Raw genomic sequence first — 17,255 nt, forward strand, 5'->3', positions numbered from 1 at the left:
CCCGCCCGGGAGATCGACGGGTGCGCAAGACCCCCGATGGCGGGGGGTCTCGCATGTGGCTACTGTGGGCGCGTCCCCTCGCTCGTCCTCCTCCCCCCGACCGGAACAACGATGCGACGTGTCCTGCCCCTCGCCATCTTTCTCAGCGGGCTTCTGCTGCTCGCCGGGTGTGCCGACACCGACCGGGCGGTGTCGAGCGACCCGCCGACGGCCGGGCCGAACGGCTCGCCCGTCCCGCGCACCGGCCCCGGTTACGCGAAGGAGGGCTGGTTCGGGACGGCGGACGGCCTGCACGCCCGCTTCGAGGTCAGGGCCGTGGAGCGGCAGGGGACGAAGACCGTGCTGCGGTACGGCGTCACGTCCCTGGACTCGGCGGTGAAGTCGGTCTCGTTCGGCGTCCAGCTCCTCGACCCGGTCGGACGCAGGCTGTACCGGCCGACCGGCTCGACCAGCGGCGAGAACTTCACGCCGGGGACGGCGCGGGACATGGCGGCGGAGTTTCCGCCGTTGCCGCCGGAGACGCAGAAGGTCACCGTCCTCACGCCGGGGACGGCGGGGGAGTTCACCGGCATTCCCGTGACCACCGCCACGGGGACGCCGGGGCCGCCGTCCGGTGGGCTGCCGTCCGGGCCGGGCGTGCCGACGACCGGGACCGGGGTGCCCACGTGGTCCGGGCCGCCGAGCGGGTTCACGCCGCCGTCCGGGGCGCCGAACGGCGGGACGACGACGAACGGGCCGTCGCTGCGCGGCGAGCCGTTCGAGCGGGCGTTCGCCGGGGCGCCGTCGCCGGTGACCTCGTCGCCCTCGTCCTCACCTTCGTCCTCGTCGAGCGGGACGCCGTCGCCCGGAACCGGGACGTCGCCGCCCGCGACCGGAGCCAACCCCGCCGACCTGTACGACATCACCGAGAGCCAGACCAAGGACGTCACGGCCAGCGGCTCGCAGGTCACGTTCGCGCTGCACACCGACGCGCTCTTCGAGGGCGACAAGGCCAAGCTCGCCGCCGGGGCGAAGGCCGTCCTGGACGAGACCGCGCAGCAGGTCAAGGCGAAGGGCGCGCGGACGCTCACGTTCGAGGGGCACACGGACGGCAAGGGCGACGACGCGAAGAACCTGAAGCTGTCCAAGGACCGGGCGGAAGCCGTCATGAAGGAGCTGAAGGCGCGGCTCGGCGGCGGCCTCACCTACACCGCGCGGGGGATGGGCGAGGCGCAGCCGGTCGCGCGGGAGGGCGGTGCGGACGACGCCGCGGCCCGCGCCCGCAACCGCCGCGTCGAGATCTCCTTCCCGGTCGGCGCGACCCTGCTGGGCTCGTCCACCGGATCTTCGGCGAGCCCCGCGGCCGGCGCGCCGGCCGCGTTCCACGCGCAGGACGGGAAGACCGTCGCGAGCCGCTCCGCCCAGTTCGGCTCGGCGAAGCGACGCATCGACGTCAAGCCCTTCTACCGCGACGGCCCCTACGTCGTCGCCGTGTTCGACATCGTGAACGAGGGCCCCGGCACCACGCCGCCGGACGCCTCCTACCCGAACAAGGACTATCCCGGAGGCGCGTTCACGGCGTTCTCCATCCAGGTCCAGGGCGGGAAGGAGACGTACCGGGGCGTGCGCGTCGGCGCGGAGACGGGCGCGGCGGAGGGCGGCGTCGGCGCGTACGTCGACCCTGGGCGCGCCGTTTTCCGGACGGCGGTCAACCAGCCCGTCCGGGGCTTCGTGTACCTGCCCGCGCCGCCGGGGAACGTCACGTCCGTCACCTTCAACGCGGGGCCCTTTGGAAACTTCGACAAAGTCCCCGTCTCGTGACCGCGGAACCCGCGGGGCCGGTCGACCGGCCCCGCGGGTCAGGCGGTCGTCAGGACCAGGCGAGCATCCGGATCGGGTCCTCCAGCATGGCGCCGACGTCGCGGAGCACCTTCGAGCCGAGTTCGCCGTCCACGATGCGGTGGTCGAACGACAGGGACAGCGTGGTGACCTTGCGGATCGCGAGCTCCCCTTCGTGCACCCACGGCATGTCCCTGATCTGGCCGAACGCCAGGATCGCCGACTCGCCCGGCGTGAGGATCGGGGTGCCGGAGTCGACGCCGAACACGCCCACGTTGGTGATCGTGATCGTCCCGTCGGACAGGTCGGCGGGCGTCGCCCTGCCCGCGCGGGCCTTCTCCGTCAGCTCGGCCAGCGCGCGGGCGAGGCCGGGGAGGTCGAGGTCCTGCGCGTCCTTCACCTTCGGGACGATCAGGCCGCGCTCCGTGGCGGCCGCTATCCCCAGGTTCACGTAGCGCTTGACGACGATCTCCGCGCCGTCCGGGCCGTCCGCCCAGGACGAGTTGACCATCGGGTTGCGCGCCACGGCGGTGAGCAGCGCCCGCGCGACCAGCAGCAGCGGGGACACCTTCACGTCCGCGAACTCGGGCAGCTCGCGGAGCCGCCTCACGGTCTCCATCGTCCGGGTCACGTCGACCTGGAGGAACTCGGTGACGTGCGGCGCGGTGAACGCCGACCCGGTCATCGCCGCCGCCGTCGCCTTGCGCACGCCCTTGACCGGCACCCGCTCCTCGCGCGGCCCCGCCTGGACGGCGGGCGCGGAAGGCGCGGACAGCGCGGCCTGGACGTCGTCCCGCGTGATCGAGCCCTGCGGGCCCGACCCCTTGATCGTGGCGAGGTCGACGCCGAGGTCCTTCGCCATCTTCCGGACGGGCGGCTTCGCCAGCGGCAGGCCGTTGTCCACAGGCTGTGGACGAGGTGCGGGCGGCTTCACGACCGGCGCCGCCGGGGCGGGCGCGGGCGCGGGGGCCGGAGCGGATGCCGCCGGGGCGGATGCCGCCGGGGCGGGGGCCGCTCCGTTGGACGGCTTGCGCGGGCGCCGCTTGGTCGCCGCCTCCTTCACCCCGTACCCGACGAGCACGGGCGTCCGCTTGGGCGGCTGCTCCGGCGACACCATCCCCGGCTCGTCCGGGGTCGGCACCCGCTCCTCATGCCGGGCCGACTCGGCGGGCGGTGCGGGCTCGGGTGCCGCGCCGCCCTCCGCGTCCACCGAGATGATCGGCGCGCCGACGTCCACCGTCTGGCCCTCGGCGACGTGCAGCTCGGTCACCACGCCCTCGAACGGGCAGGGCAGCTCCACGATCGCCTTGGCCGTCTCGATCTCGATGATCGTCTGGTTGATCTCCACCGTGTCGCCCACCTGGACGTGCCACTTGACGATCTCGGCCTCCGTCAGGCCCTCGCCCACGTCCGGCAGGTTGAAGACTTTCGGCTGGCTCACCGGCGTCACCACGCGAAGGTCCGGTCGACCGCGTCGAGGATGCGGTCGAGGTCGGGCAGGTACTGGTCCTCGATGCGGGACGGCGGGTACGGCGTGGAGAACCCGCCGACGCGCAGCACCGGCGACTCCAGCCGGTAGAAGCACCGCTCGGTGATCCGCGCGGCCAGCTCGGCGCCGAACCCGTTGTAGACCGGGGCCTCGTGGACGACGACGCAGCGTCCCGTCCGGTTGACGGACTCGACCACCGTGCCGATGTCGAGGGGGTTGAGCGAGCGCAGGTCGATGACCTCCAGCGAGCGTCCCTCCTCGGCGGCGGCGCCCGCCGCCTCCAGGCACGTCTTCACCGACGGCCCGTACGCGAGGAGCGTCACGTGCTCGCCCGGCCGGACGACGGTGGCGCTGTGCAGCGGCGTCCAGTCCGTGGACTCGACGTCGACCTCGGCCTTCTCCCAGTACCGGCGCTTCGGCTCGAAGAAGATCACCGGGTCCGGCGACGCGATGGCCTGCTGGATCATCGAGTAGGCGTCCACCGGGTTCGAGCACGCGACCACGCGCAGCCCGGCGGTGTGCGTGAAGTACGCCTCCGGCGACTCCGAGTGGTGCTCCACCGCGCCGATCCCGCCGCCGCACGGGATGCGGACGACCACCGGCAGCGACAGCTTGCCGAGCGACCGCATGTGCATCTTCGCGAGCTGCGTGATGATCTGGTCGGCGGCCGGGAACACGAACCCGTCGAACTGGATCTCCACGACCGGGCGGTAGCCGCGCAGCGCGAGCCCGATCGCCGTCCCGACGATGCCGGACTCGGCGAGCGGGGTGTCGATGACGCGCTCTTCGCCGAAGTCCTTCTGGAGGCCGTCCGTGATGCGGAAGACGCCGCCGAGCTTCCCGACGTCCTCGCCCATCACGAGGACCTTCGGGTCGTTCTCCATGGCCTTGCGAAGGCCCTCGTTCATCGCCTTGCCGAGCGTCAGCGTCGTCATCTCGCCGCCTCCTCCTCGAACGACGCCAGGTAGGCGGCGAACTGCTCCTGCTCCTCGGTCATCAGGGGGTGCGGTTCGGCGTAGACGTGCTCGAACGCCGACAGCGGCTTCGGGTCGGGCATGGAGAGGCAGCCCTCGCGCAGCTCGCGCGCCGCCTGCTTGGCCTCGTCCTCGATCTTCTGGAAGAACGCCGCGTCCGCGAACTCGTTGCGCACCAGGTACGCCTTGACGCGCTCGATCGGGTCCTTGAGCTTCCACGCCTCTTCCTCGGCCTTGAGCCGATAGCGCGTGGGGTCGTCCGTGGTGGTGTGGGCGCCCATCCGGTAGGTGAACGCTTCGATGAGGGTGGGGCCCTGACCTGTCCGGGCGTTTTCTAGTGCCTTGCGGGTGACGGCGAGGCAGGCGAACACGTCGTTTCCGTCCACGCGGATGCCGGGGAACCCGTAACCCTGCGCGCGGCGGTAGAGGGGGATGCGCGACTGCCGTTCGAGGGGCTCGGAGATGGCCCACTGGTTGTTCTGGCAGAAGAACACGATCGGCGCGTTGAACACGGACGCGAACACGAACGACTCGTTGACGTCGCCCTGCGAGGTCGCTCCGTCCCCGAAGTAGGCGATCGTCGCGGCGGCCGAGGGGGTGCCGAGCACTCCGTCCCGCTGGACGCCCATCGCGTACCCGGTGGCGTGCAGGGTCTGGCTGCCGATCACGACGGTGTAGAGGTGGAAGTTGTGGTCGGCCGGGTCCCATCCGCCGTGGGTGACGCCCCGGAACATGCTGAGGAGCTTCAGCTGGTCGACGCCGCGACACCAGGCGACGCCGTGCTCCCGGTAGGTCGGGAAGACCATGTCGTTCTCGGACAGGGCCCGTCCGGACCCGATCTGCGCCGCCTCCTGTCCCAGCAGGGACGCCCAGAGCCCCAGCTCTCCCTGCCTGGTGAGCGCCACGGACTCCAGGTCGAGGCGGCGGACGATCACCAGGTCGCGGTACAGGTCGCGGACTTCCTCGGCGCTGAGGTCCAGGGGGTAGTCGGGATGCTCGACGCGCTCGCCCTCGGGGGTGAGCAACTGGACGAGCTCGGGCTCGGCGAGCTCGGGGGTGTCTGGCGCGCCGCGCACGGAGTCGATCGTCATCGATGACACTCCTCGTTCGGGGCCGGCACGCGGGATCGCCGCGCATCGGCCGATGTCCGCGGCTTGAGGCCCCGGTAAGGGACAAAAGCCGCTAATGCCATCGTGGCAGACATCACACCCTGCGATGCAAGTCCCACCTGTGACCGTCCCTACCCCGGTCGGACGCCGTTGACGCGGACGTGACACATGCCACCCTTGGGCAAAATCGCGCCGCTCGTCAGACAAGCCTGGACCATCCGGCTTGGGGCGGGCTTAGGCCGGCCTTGCGCCGGTGAGGGGAGTCATTCGCGGGAGAGGGCGCGGGTGGCGCCGGCGGCGACCGTCAGGCCGAGGACCAGCCCGGCGGCGACGATGAAGTTCGCGATCCACTGGTAGACGCCCTTCGGCGCGAACTCGACCTCCTGCCCCAGGCTGCCGATCGGCAGGAGCAGGTCGAGCGTGTAGAAGAACGCGTTGAAGTGCGGGTGGTGGCCGTCGTCGAGGACGTCCGGCCGGTGGACGGAGAACACGATCGTGCCGAAGGCGAGGAGCCCGATCAGCCAGCTCGCCGCCCGGAACGGACGGTAGCCGTAGCCGACCAGGACGTCCTGGAACCAGCCGACGACCTTGCGGGTGGGGCCCTGCGTGGCGCGCCGGTCGCGGGCCTTCGCGAGCAGGACGGAGCGCCCGTCCGCGTCCAGCCCGAGCGCCCGGTAGGTCTGGGCGAGCCGCTCGTACGGCTGCGGCGCGTAGCCGTCGTTGTCGCGGCGCAGCCAGGCGAGGCGCTCGCGGGCGGTGAGCGGCGGGTCGAGCGTCTCGTACTGGAGGCCGTCGAGCTGGAGCTTCGCGGGCCAGGACGCGGCGTCGTCGCGCAGCAGGTTGATGCGGGCGTAGGAGAGGTCCGCGGTGCCCTGGATCGGCTCGGAGGTGCGCAGCAGCAGCTCCTCGGCCTGGACGCGCTGCAGGCTGAGGGCCGTCCCCTCGTCGTGCTGGAGCCGGGCGCCGCGCAGGCTGAGCTGGCCGGTGATGCGGGCGCCGGAGAAGCTGACGGCGCCGACCGCGCTGAACCCGTCCGAGCAGTAGACGTCGGTCTCGACGGCGAGGTCGTCGGCATTCAGCGCGGTCCGCTGCGGCGCGGACAGCTTCGCCCCGACGAACGACAGGTAGCCGCCGACCCGCGCGCCGCGCAGCCGCACCTCGCCCTCCGCCGTGAAGCCGCCGTCGCAGAACACGTTGGCCGCGACGTCCAGGCGGCTCGCGTACAGCGCGGGACCGGACGCGTTGTGCAGCCGCGCGCCGCGCAGGATGAGCTGGCCGCCGATCCGGGCGCCCGGCACCCGCACCTCGCCCTGGGCGGAGAACCCCTGGTCGCAGTAGACGTTCGCCTCGACGGTGAGGCGGTCGGCGAGCAGCGCGTCCCCGGTCGGGTTGTGCAGCTGGACGCCCGACATGTTCAGGATGCCGGTGATGTTCGCGCCGTCCAGCCACAGCCCGCCCGCGATGCGGCTGCCCTCCAGCCACAGGTGGCCGTCCACCCGGGTGCCGGACGCGATCAGCCCCGGCAGCCGGCACCGCATCAGGTGGACGCTGTTCATGTTCGCCCAGTACAGGTGCGGGGCCTCGTCGAACGAGCAGCCGGTGAGCGCCAGCGGGACGCTCACGTCCGCGTGCCCGAGGTTCAGCGACCCGATGATCCGCGCGCCGACCAGCCGGACGGCGGCGACCTGCCCCGGCTCCGACTCCACCGCGCCGACGAGCAGCGCGACGAGCACCTCGGCCCTGATCACCCGGTCGCGTCCCCAGGAGTCCGACCGGCCGACGTCGTCGAACGTCTGGTCGCCGGACGACAGGTCGACGGATTCGCCCTTCGGGAACGCCTCCCAGAGGCGGCGCTCCGACGGGGTCAGGTCCTCGATGTTCATCGGGCGGCTCCGGGGGGTGCGGTTGGACGTGTTCGGGACGTGCTCGGCGGGAGCGGGTCGGTCCGTGTCCGGCCATGGTGCCGTACGCTTCAGGATCGTAAGCAGTCGTAACGAAAAGCGCAGATCAGTGAGGGGGCGGCCGTGGCGCGTGTCGTCGTCGACGTCATGCTCAAGCCGGAGATCCTCGATCCGCAAGGTCAGGCGATCGCCCGGAAGCTGCCGCAGATGGGCTTCGACGGCGTCGTCGCCGTCCGGCAGGGCAAGCGGTTCGAGGTGGAACTGGAGGGCGAGGCCGACGAGGCCGCCCTGGAGCGCGTCCGCAAGATCGCGGAGACGCTGCTCGCCAACCCCGTGATCGAGAACTACGAGGTCCGGGTTCTCTAGCGGGACCGGGCCCGCGGGCGGCCCGGGAGCGGAGTGCCGTTCGGTCGCGGGACGGCTTTGGCGCGTTCCAGGCGGCACCCGGCCACCGTCCGTGCCGCCGAGACCTCCGTGAGCGACCCGCGAGTATAACGATTACGGAAGATTGCTCCGGGGAAGTGTTAGCTGCGTCGAGTCGTCGAGCACGCTCCGGGACCGGGGGAACGGTCGTTCCGGGGCATGACACGAGGTGTCCGGGTGGAAATGAGGTTCTCGCTCGCGCTGCCGTGCGAGGCGCCGAGCATCCCGGTGATCCGGCGGGTGGTCGGGGACGCGCTCCGCGGGCTCGGCGTCACCGCCGACTGCGTCGACGACCTCCTGGTCGCCGTCTCCGAGGCGTGTACGAACGTCGTCCAGCACGCCCGCCTCACGGGCGACTACGAGGTCTCCGGACAGGTCGACGACGGCGTCTGCACCCTCAAGATCGTCGACTGGGGGCGCGGCCCGCGGCCCGCCCCGCGCGACCCCGACCCGTTGAGCGAGTCCGGTCGCGGCATTAAGATCATGCGGGCGCTGGTGGACGACCTGGAGATCGACTCGGCGCCCGACCGGGGCACCGTGGTCCACCTGCGGAAGCGGCTGACCTGGCGCGACGGGGCGCTGGTCCGGCGCCTCGACCGCAGCCTCATGCACAGCGCCGGGTAGATTGGTACGGGCGCGGGGGGAAATACGACGCGCATCGGGGTGATCGGCGGAACGACCCGCCCGTCCCGGCCGCCCCTCATTTCGGAGGAACAGAAGAGATGGACGCTGCCCGGGTCGGGATCATCACCTTCCCTGGTTCTCTCGACGACAAGGACGCCGCACGCGCAGTGCGGGTGGCCGGCGCGGAGCCGGTCCCCCTCTGGCACGGCGACCACGATCTTCGCGGGGTGGACGCCGTCGTCCTGCCCGGCGGGTTCTCCTACGGCGACTACCTGCGCGCCGGGGCCATCGCCCGGTTCGCCCCGCTGATGACCGAGCTCGCCGCCGCGGCGGACGCGGGCCTGCCCGTCCTCGGCATCTGCAACGGCTTCCAGGTGCTGTGCGAGTCGCACCTGCTGCCCGGCGCGCTGCTCCCGAACGCCGGCCTCCACTTCGTGTGCCGCGACCAGCGGCTCCGCGTCGAGAACGCCGACACCGCCTGGACCACCGAGTACCGGGAGGGCCAGGAGATCGTCATCCCCGTCAAGAACCGCGACGGCCGCTACACCGCCGATCGGGAGACCCTCGCCGAACTGGCCGACTCCGGCCGGATCGTCGCGCGCTACGTCGACCTGAACCCCAACGGCTCCCTCGACGACATCGCCGGGATCTGCAACGAGGCGGGCAACGTGGTCGGGCTGATGCCCCACCCGGAGCACGCCGTGGAGTCGCTGACCGGTCCGTCCACGGACGGTCTCGGGTTCTTCACTTCGATCGTTAAGAGACTGGTCAACGCATGAGTGAGCAATCCCACGGCTCCCCGCGAGCCACCCGGGACGGTTCGGACGAGCCCTCGATGGAGTGGCTCGGCGAGCTCAAGTCCGACGCCGACGACCCGGAGCTACAGCCGGTCGACCCGTCGGTGACCCAGGCCTTCGAGGCGATGCTGGAGGAGGCGAAGCCCGCCGACCCGGCCGCGCCGCGTCCCGAGCCCGCCGTCCCCCCGGCCGCGTCCCCGGCCCCCGCCGCCCCGGAGGGGCCGCTCCGCCCGGAGCCGGTGATCACGGTCGACCCGGACGTGCGGGAGGCTCTCGAGGCGGCTCAGGCCGCGCTGGCCCAGGCGCAGAACGCCGTCCCGGCTCCCGCTCCGGCCCCGGCGGCCGGTTTCGGTCAGAGCCCGGAGCAGGAGTTCGCGCGGGCGCTGGCCGAGGAGCGCGCCGCCGCCGCCGACCAGGCCGACCCTACGCTCACCACACCTGACCTGGACGAACACAACCCGCCCCGCCGCCCGACCGGCCCCCAGCCCACCGTCGGCACGGGCACCGCGCCGCAGCCTGCGGTAGGCACGGGCACCGGCCCGCAGCCCGCCGTGGGCACGGGCACCGGCCCGCAGCCCGCCGTGGGGACCGGGACGGGCCCGCAGCCCGCGGTGGGTACGGGAACGGGCCCGCAGCCCGCGGTCGGCACGCGCACCGGCCCGCAGCCCGCCGTCGGCCAGGGCACCGGCCCGCAGCCCCCGGTGCGCCCGAACACGGGGCCGCAGCCGGTCGTCGGGCTCAACACGGGCCCGCAGCCGCTCGTCCGCGAGGAGGGCCCCGGCACGGGCCCGCAGCCCGCCATCGGTTCCGGGACGGGCCCGCAGCCCGCCGTGGGCACCGGCACCGGCCCGCAGCCGGCAGTCGGTCACGGCCACACTGGACCTCAACCGGCGGTGGGCCATGGCACTGGACCTCAACCGGCGGTGGGCTTGGGCACGGGCCCGCAGCCCGCGGTCGGCTGGGGCACCGGCCCGCAGCCCGCGGTCGGCACCGGGACAGGCCCGCAGCCCGCGCTCGGAACCGGCCCGCAGCCCGCGGTCGGCCGGGGCACCGGCCCGCAACCCGCCGTCGGCCAAGGCCAAGGACAGGGCCAGGGACACGGCACCGGCCCGCAACCGGCCCTAGGCCAGGGCACGGGCCCGCAGCACGTCGTGCGCACCGCGACAGGTCCGCAGCCCGCCATCGGCGGCGGACCCGGCACCGGCCCGCAGCCCGCGATCGAGGCGCCGACGCCCACGCGCGCGCCCGCCGTGTACCCGGGGACGGACACGGTCGCGATCGCCGCCGCCTCGCCCGAGCGTCCGCAGCCGTTCGCCGAGCTGGGCATGAACGAGGAGGAGTACCAGCGCGTCCGCAACATCCTCGGACGCCGTCCCACCTCCGCCGAGCTGGCGATCTACTCGGTGATGTGGAGCGAGCACTGCTCCTACAAGAGCTCCAAGGTCCACCTCCGCCAGTTCGGCGACAAGGCCCCGAAGACCGACAAGCTGCTGGTCGGGATGGGGGAGAACGCCGGTGTCGTGGACATCGGCCAGGGCTGGGCGGTCACCTTCAAGGTCGAGTCGCACAACCACCCGTCCTACGTGGAGCCCTACCAGGGCGCGGCGACCGGCGTCGGCGGGATCGTCCGCGACATCATCTCGATGGGCGCCCGGCCGGTCGCGGTCATGGACTCGCTGCGCTTCGGCCCGGCGGACGCCCCCGACACCCAGCGCGTCCTGCCCGGCGTGGTGGCGGGCGTGGGCGGCTACGGCAACTCGCTCGGCCTGCCCAACATCGGCGGCGAGACGGCGTTCGACGCCTGCTACGCGCAGAACCCGCTGGTGAACGCGCTGTGCGTCGGCGTGATGAAGCACGAGGACATCAAGCGCGCCGTGGCCCCCGGCCCCGGCAACCGGGTGATCCTGTTCGGCGCCCCGACCGGGCCGGACGGGATCGGCGGCGCGTCCGTCCTGGCGTCGGCGACGTTCGACGAGGAGTCGCACCAGAAGCGGCCGTCCGTCCAGGTGGGCGACCCGTTCATGGAGAAGCTGCTGATCGAGTGCTGCCTGGAGCTGTTCGGCGAGGACCTTGTCGTCGGCATCCAGGACCTCGGCGCGGCCGGCGTGTCCTGCGCGACGACGGAGCTGGCCGCGGCCGGCACCGGCGGCATGCACGTCGACCTCGACGCCGTCCCGCTCCGCGACGCGACGCTGCTCCCCGAGGAGATCCTCATGAGCGAGTCGCAGGAGCGCATGATGGCGGTGGTCGAGCCGGGCAAGGTCGACCGCTTCCTGGAGATCTGCGCCCGCTGGGAGATCCCGGCCACCGTGATCGGGACGGTCACCGACACCCGCCGCCTCGTGATGACGTGGCGGGGCGAGACGATCGTCGACATCCCGCCGGTCACGGCCGCCGACGAGGGCCCGGTCTACAACCGCCCGCTGGCGCCGCCGCCCGACCTCGGCGCCCTCCAGTCGGACACGCCGGGACGGCTCACGCGCCCGTCCAACGGCGACGAGCTGCGCCGGACCGTCCTGTGGCTGGCGGGGTCGCCGAACCTCGCGAGCAAGACGTGGGTGACCTCCCAGTACGACCGCTACGTACTGGGCAACACCGTGATGGCCATGCCGGAGAACGCGGGCGTGGTGCGGGTCGACGACGAGTCCGGCCTGGGCATCGCCCTCTCACTGGACGGAAACGGCCGCTACACCAGGCTCGACCCGTACGCGGGCGCACAACTCGCCCTGTCCGAGTCGTACCGCAACGTGGCCGCCACCGGCGCACGCCCGATGGCCGTGACCAACTGCCTCAACTTCGGCTCCCCGGAAGACCCGGGCGTCATGTGGCAGTTCGCCCGCGCGGTCGAGGGCCTGGCGGACGCCTGCCAGTACCTCGGCATCCCCGTCACGGGCGGCAACGTCAGCTTCTACAACCAGACGGGCGAGGCCCCGATCAACCCGACGCCGGTCATCGGCGTGCTCGGCGTCCACGACGACGTCCGCCGCCGGGTGAACATGTCGCTCACCACCGACGGCGCGACGATCGCGCTGCTCGGCGAGACCCGCGAGGAGTTCGGCGGCTCGGAATGGGCGCACGTCGTCTACGGCCACCTGGGCGGCCTGCCGCCGCTGGTGGACCTGAAGGCGGAGGCGGCCCTCGCGTCCGTGCTGGTCAACGCGGCCCGCGACGGGCTGGTCACGGCCGTCCACGACCTGTCGGACGGCGGCCTGTCGCAGACGCTCGTCGAGTCGTGCCTGCGCGGCGGCCTCGGCGCCCGCATCACGCTGCCCGGCGACCCGTTCGTCACGCTGTTCAGCGAGTCGGTGGCCCGCGCCATGGTCGCCGTCATGCCGGGCGCGGAGGCGCGCCTCGCGGCCCTGTGCGAGTCGGCGGGCGTCCCGGTGACCCAGATCGGCATCGCCGGCGGCGACGCCCTCAACGTCACCGGCCGCACCCCCGAAGGCGACCAGCAGGAACTGTTCAGCATCCCCTTGCACGAACTACGCGAGGCCCACGAACGCACCCTCCCCACCTACGCCGACTAACCCCGCACCACGCGGGACTACCGAACGCAAAGGGCGCTCCGAAAGGAGCGCCCTTTCGCACGTAATGAGGCCAGGCAGATACTCCACACATCCGCCGCCGCGCGGAGCGCGGGTGCCGGTCAGAAGACGGAAATGTGGACGTGGTCGTAGTGGTTGGCGGTCACGCCGCCGCGGTTCTCCATGGAGCGCCAGCCGGGACTGCGGAGGTCGTAGATGCGCTGGCGCCAGATGATGTATTTGATGCCGAGGGCGCTGGCGTGGGCGATGGCGTAGTCGGCGGTGCGGTCGCCGAGGGCCTTGGCGCTGCCGGTGGCCATCGTCCCGCCGGTGGTGACCATGAAGTCGCAGGCGTGGCCGGTGCCGTGGTCCTGCGGGTCGCCGGTGCTGCGCACGCAGCCGATGGTGGGGAACGGCCCCTCTTCGAGGTCGATGGTGTTCTTGACCTTCAGCATGCGGGGCGTGACGCCGCCCATCCCGACGCTCGGCGACTCGGGCTTGTACTGCTTGACGAGCTGGGTGATCCGGGACTTGCGGCTGAGGAGGTCCCGGATCTCCTTCCGCAGCTCCGTCATCTTCTGCTGGGCCTCCTTGCGGGCCTGCAGCTGGTCGTTGACGAGCTTCTGGATCTGCGCGACCCGGGCGGCCTTGTTGCGCGCCAGATGGCTGACGAGCGTGGCGTTGCTCAGCAGGTCGTTCGGGTTGGCGTCGGTGACGAACGTGACGGTGGGATCCTCGCCGTTCGTCATGTACTGGGTGGCGGCCATCTGGGCGACGAGGTCGCGGGCCTCGGCGAGGTCGCGCTGGAGGTCCCTCGACTTCTCCAGGGCCTGCTGGGCGGCGTACTGGGCGTCCTTGAGCTTGGCGAGGTCGCCGCCGTACTCCTTGTCCAGCTTCTCGATCTGCCGGTTCAGCTGGGCGAACTTCTTGCTGTCGCCGGGGTCGGCCGCGTAGGCCGTGGCGGCGGCGGGCGCGGCGCCCGCGGACGGCGTGGCATGGCCGATCAGCGGCAGGGCCGCGGCGAAGGCCACGAGAGCGACGGCGGCGCGCTGGCGGACGTGCCGACGGGCGGAGGCGGGGGTCTCCACGTGTACTCCTCTCGTCATGGCCGGGGATACGCGGACGGTCGATCGTCTGGTTCGCCGTCCGTGCTTCGCCAAATCTAGACCCATGGGCCCGGCGGGACGGCGGGAAGCGCGAGAAGCCCGGCCCCCACGCTGGGAGCCGGGCCATCTTACGTGACAGGTATCACAGGCTGCTCTTGTACACGAGCCGGTTCGGCTGCTGCTTCAGCCGCTTCAGGCTGTGGGTGGAATTGTCGTTCAGCCATTTCTGCACTTGCGCGAACGTGGCCGTCTTGTGGGTGGACAGGTACAGCGCCGCGACGCCGGTCACGTGCGGGGCGGCCATGGACGTCCCGGAAAGCGACTTCGTGCCGCCGCCCGGCCACGTGGACGGGATGCTGTAGCCGGGGGCGTTGATGTCCACGCACTTGCCCCAGTTGGAGAAGTCGGCGCGGTTGTCGTAGACGGTCGTCGCCCCGACCGTCATGACCCAGCTCGCGCCGGACGGCGAGAACTTGCAGGCGTCCTTGTTGTCGTTGCCCGCGGCGACGGTCACGAAGACACCGGACTTGGAGAGGTTCGCCACCGCGGTATTCACCGCCGCCGAGCTCGGTCCCCCGACCGAGAGGTTCGCCACGGCCGGCTTGGCGGCGTGGCCGCGCAGCCAGTTGGCGGCCTCGACGATGTCGGACATGTAGCCGTAGCCGTCGCAGTCCAGGATGCGCAGCGCCCGCAGGTTGACGTTCTTGGCGACGCCGTAGGTCTTGGAGCCGATCGTCCCAGCGACGTGGGTCCCGTGGCCGTTGCAGTCGACGCCGTCGCTGAAGCTGGACGCCCACCACGCGATGGACGCGCGACCGCCGAAGTTCGGGTGGGTCACGTCCAGGCCGGTGTCAATGACGTACGCGTTGACCCCGCTCCCGGTCGACTTGTACGTGTAGCTCTTGGAGAGCGTCCGGGACCGCTGGTCGATGCGGTCGAGGCCCCAGGACAGCGGCGCCTTCTGCGTGGTGTTGACCGAGATGACCTGGTCCTGCTCGATCGCCGCGACGCGGCTGTCGTGCTGGAGCTTGCCGAGCTGGTCGCCCGTCAGCCGGGCGGCGAACCCGTTGAGGACGCCGTCGAACCGCCGCACCCCGGCGGCCTTGACCTTCTTCGCCGTGGCGTCGGGGGAGGCCCCGGCCTTCAGCGTGACGATGTACTGGCCCGGCACCGGCTTCCCCGTCGCGGCCGTGACCTTGACGGCGGCGGAGCCGTCGGAGGCGAGCACCGGAAACGCGGCGGCGCCCCCGACGCACGCGGCGACCGCTCCGATCAGCAACAGCCTTCGGTGGACAGTCCGCAAGGCCTCTCCTTCCCCCGTGGGCCGCATCGAAGGGCCCGCTAGATGATCGAGGATTTCGATCGAGGGAACCTTAGCCGAGCTGTCCGGATTTAGGACGTTAAAGCGGGCGAATTACCACCTGTGGACACCCGGATCTTCCGGAAACCGCCCGTTCCGGAGCGAATCGGGAATTCAGCCGCGGTTCAGGCGTCCGCCGTAGCCGAGGGACGTGCCGGGCCTGCTCCACGTGTACTGGAGCGTGCCGTCCGGCTGCCGCGAGACCTGCACGACCCCCGCCGTGCACGGCTTCGCGATGGACAGCGACATCTTCAGCGCGCTCTCGGTCCCCCTGGTCAGCGTCAGGGTGCCGGTGCACCCTTCCCGCTGGTAGAAGGCGGTGCCGGTCGTCCCGCCCGCCTCGAAACGGACCACGACGGGGAACGAGACGTTGCGCGTGGTGTTGACCAGCGTCCCTTTCCAGGTGCCCGCGAACGAGGACGGGATCGTGGTCACCGGACGGTTGTTCGACGCGTTCGTGCTCTCCGGCGGAGAACTGCCGTCATCGGCCTTGAGTTGGGGCCACAGCACCAGCGCGATGATGGCGATGCCCACGCCGACCCCGATGACCAGGGAGAGCGCGACGCCGAGGACGTGGCTGCTGGGCCGCCGCATCCGGGCGAGGGACGCCACCGGCGACGGGCGCCGCTCCCCGCCGGTCTCGCGCCCGTGCCCCAGGCCGGGGATGAGGTGCGGGGACGAATCGGCCGTGTCTAGGGGATCGTCCATGCCGACCGCGTCGAACGTGGCGGTCGGGTCGGGGGCGCCCGGATCGCCGAGCGGCTCGAAGCGGGCCGTCTGGTCGCTCTGATCGCTCTGGTCGCGCTGGCGCGGTTCGTCCGCGCCGAAGGCGTTGAACGTCGCCGTCTCCTCGAAGGCGGCGGGATCGAGGTCGGCCGCCGACTGCTCCGCCATGGGCTGAGGCTGGGGCTGGGACGCCGCGTTGGGACGGCGCGCCCGCGACAACTTCCCAAGGAGGGGAACCTTCTGGGCGTGCGCCGGTGCACCCGGAGCGGGCGCGCCCAGAGGCGTCCGGGGCGGCGGCATCTGCGCGGGCGGAGGCGGCCCTACGACAGGCGGAGGTGGAGGCACCTGCTGCGGCGCGGTCGGTTCCGCGACCGTGCCGTAGGCGAGCGCACGCCCCTCCTGAACCATCGAGGACGGCATGCGCCCAGAGAGCGGGTTGGCCTCGTCCAAGAGATGCTGGAGCAGATCCTTCGGGGACGGACGATTGGCCGGGTCCTTGGCGAGGGCGTCGGTGATGATGTCCCGCAGCGAATCGGGCACCTCTGACAGGTCGGCCTCGTCGTAGACGATCCGCTGCATCACCTCGGACGGCGAACCGTCCCCGAACGGAGGTCGGCCAGAGAGGGCGAACAGGATCGTGGAAGCCCAGGCGAACACGTCCGCCGCCGGTCCGATGCCCATGCCGCTGAGCTGTTCCGGTGCCTTGTAGGCGGGGTCGTCCGTGATGTGGCCTGTGAAAGAGACGTTCACGGCCTCCAACGCACCCGCGATGCCGAAATCGCTGAGGCGCGGACCGCGCCGTCCCAAGAGAACGTTCCCGGGCTTCAGATTGTGATGAACCGCACCCGCACGATGGACTGCCGCCAAGGCGATCGCAGTGCCGACCGCCACTCGTTCGACGACCGCGACACCGCGCGGGCCCTCCTCGTCCACGAGCTGTTGGAGGGACGGCCCGTCCACCCACTCGCTGACCACGTAGGGACGGTCGCCCTCCACATCGGCGTGCAGGATCGCGGCCGTACAGAAGCCGGACACCTTGCGGGCGGAGGAGAACGCGCCCGCGAACCGCGTCCGCGCCGCGGGCTCGCCGCTCAGCCGCACGTGCAGGACCTTCACGGCGACGTCGCCGCCGGACGGGTCCCGGCCGAGGAAGACGGCGCCCTGCTCGCCGACGCCGAGCCGGCCCGTGACCGCGAACGGGCCGAGTCTTCGCGGGTCACCCGGCTGCAGGGGCAGCGCCTCGGGCATCTGACGAAACCTCCGTGTCCGCCGGGGACGGCGTCCCCGGCCTCCCCGTTCCCTTCACCCGGCCTGTCACCGGGCCCGGCGCCGGGGTCCCTTTCTATCGCCTGCGCGGCGGCGCGGCGGCACCGGTCGCCGGGTGTTCACCGGTGGCCGGGTGTT

At 72.0% G+C, this 17,255-nt stretch carries 12 protein-coding genes; 5 read left to right on the top strand and 7 right to left on the bottom strand.

The genetic code is table 11. From position 1 onward, the window contains the following. Positions 1-111: 111 nt before the first annotated feature. Positions 112-1,800, top strand: coding sequence for an OmpA family protein (locus FXF68_RS10520; protein WP_187437843.1), 1,689 nt, complete (start codon positions 112-114; stop codon positions 1,798-1,800). Positions 1,801-1,849: 49 nt separating this feature from the next. Here FXF68_RS10520 and FXF68_RS10525 read toward each other — a convergent pair whose 3' ends face one another. The 4 genes from FXF68_RS10525 to FXF68_RS10540 all read right to left on the bottom strand — a co-directional run bounded on the left by FXF68_RS10525 (position 1,850) and on the right by FXF68_RS10540 (position 7,273). Then, on the bottom strand, positions 1,850-3,259 hold the full coding sequence (locus FXF68_RS10525) for a dihydrolipoamide acetyltransferase family protein (RefSeq protein WP_148758729.1): 1,410 nt from the start codon (positions 3,257-3,259) through the stop codon (positions 1,850-1,852). A 5-nt stretch (positions 3,260-3,264) separates the two neighbouring features. Continuing rightward, positions 3,265-4,242 (bottom strand): alpha-ketoacid dehydrogenase subunit beta, encoded by a 978-nt coding sequence (locus FXF68_RS10530; protein ID WP_148758730.1) that lies wholly within the window; start codon positions 4,240-4,242, stop codon positions 3,265-3,267. Then, positions 4,239-5,372 (bottom strand): pyruvate dehydrogenase (acetyl-transferring) E1 component subunit alpha, encoded by a 1,134-nt coding sequence (gene pdhA / locus FXF68_RS10535; RefSeq protein WP_148758731.1) that lies wholly within the window; start codon positions 5,370-5,372, stop codon positions 4,239-4,241. The genes FXF68_RS10530 and pdhA overlap by 4 nt, the downstream gene beginning before the upstream one ends. Before the next feature lie 281 nt (positions 5,373-5,653). Then, positions 5,654-7,273 carry a hypothetical protein gene (locus FXF68_RS10540; protein WP_148758732.1) on the bottom strand — a complete coding sequence of 540 codons (1,620 nt, stop codon included), beginning with the start codon at positions 7,271-7,273 and terminating at the stop codon, positions 5,654-5,656. A gap of 141 nt (positions 7,274-7,414) precedes the next feature. Here FXF68_RS10540 and purS point away from each other — a divergent pair, with 141 nt between their 5' ends. From purS to purL, 4 genes are all read left to right on the top strand, one after another. Then, positions 7,415-7,657 (top strand): phosphoribosylformylglycinamidine synthase subunit PurS, encoded by a 243-nt coding sequence (gene purS, locus FXF68_RS10545; RefSeq protein ID WP_067897450.1) that lies wholly within the window; start codon positions 7,415-7,417, stop codon positions 7,655-7,657. A gap of 240 nt (positions 7,658-7,897) precedes the next feature. After that, positions 7,898-8,338, top strand: coding sequence for an ATP-binding protein (locus FXF68_RS10550; protein WP_246178618.1), 441 nt, complete (start codon positions 7,898-7,900; stop codon positions 8,336-8,338). 98 nt (positions 8,339-8,436) lie between these two features. Next, on the top strand, positions 8,437-9,117 hold the full coding sequence (gene purQ / locus FXF68_RS10555; protein ID WP_148758734.1) for a phosphoribosylformylglycinamidine synthase subunit PurQ: 681 nt from the start codon (positions 8,437-8,439) through the stop codon (positions 9,115-9,117). 1,268 nt (positions 9,118-10,385) lie between these two features. Beyond that, entirely contained in the window at positions 10,386-12,662 is a 2,277-nt protein-coding gene (gene purL / locus FXF68_RS10560) for a phosphoribosylformylglycinamidine synthase subunit PurL (protein WP_148759354.1), read from the top strand. 119 nt (positions 12,663-12,781) lie between these two features. On the opposite strand, the gene FXF68_RS10565 is transcribed toward purL, so the two are convergent. The 3 genes from FXF68_RS10565 to FXF68_RS10575 all read right to left on the bottom strand — a co-directional run bounded on the left by FXF68_RS10565 (position 12,782) and on the right by FXF68_RS10575 (position 17,099). Then, positions 12,782-13,747 (bottom strand): coiled-coil domain-containing protein, encoded by a 966-nt coding sequence (locus tag FXF68_RS10565; RefSeq protein ID WP_148758735.1) that lies wholly within the window; start codon positions 13,745-13,747, stop codon positions 12,782-12,784. 160 nt (positions 13,748-13,907) lie between these two features. Further along, on the bottom strand, positions 13,908-15,068 hold the full coding sequence (locus FXF68_RS10570) for a S8 family peptidase (protein ID WP_148758736.1): 1,161 nt from the start codon (positions 15,066-15,068) through the stop codon (positions 13,908-13,910). Positions 15,069-15,239: 171 nt separating this feature from the next. Beyond that, positions 15,240-17,099: a serine/threonine protein kinase gene (locus FXF68_RS10575; protein WP_148758737.1), complete on the bottom strand. Its 1,860-nt coding sequence runs from the start codon at positions 17,097-17,099 to the stop codon at positions 15,240-15,242. Between the last annotated feature and the right edge of the window lie 156 nt (positions 17,100-17,255).

Origin of the sequence: Actinomadura decatromicini, assembly GCF_008121305.1 — a bacterium.
Classification (GTDB): domain Bacteria; phylum Actinomycetota; class Actinomycetes; order Streptosporangiales; family Streptosporangiaceae; genus Spirillospora; species Spirillospora syzygii.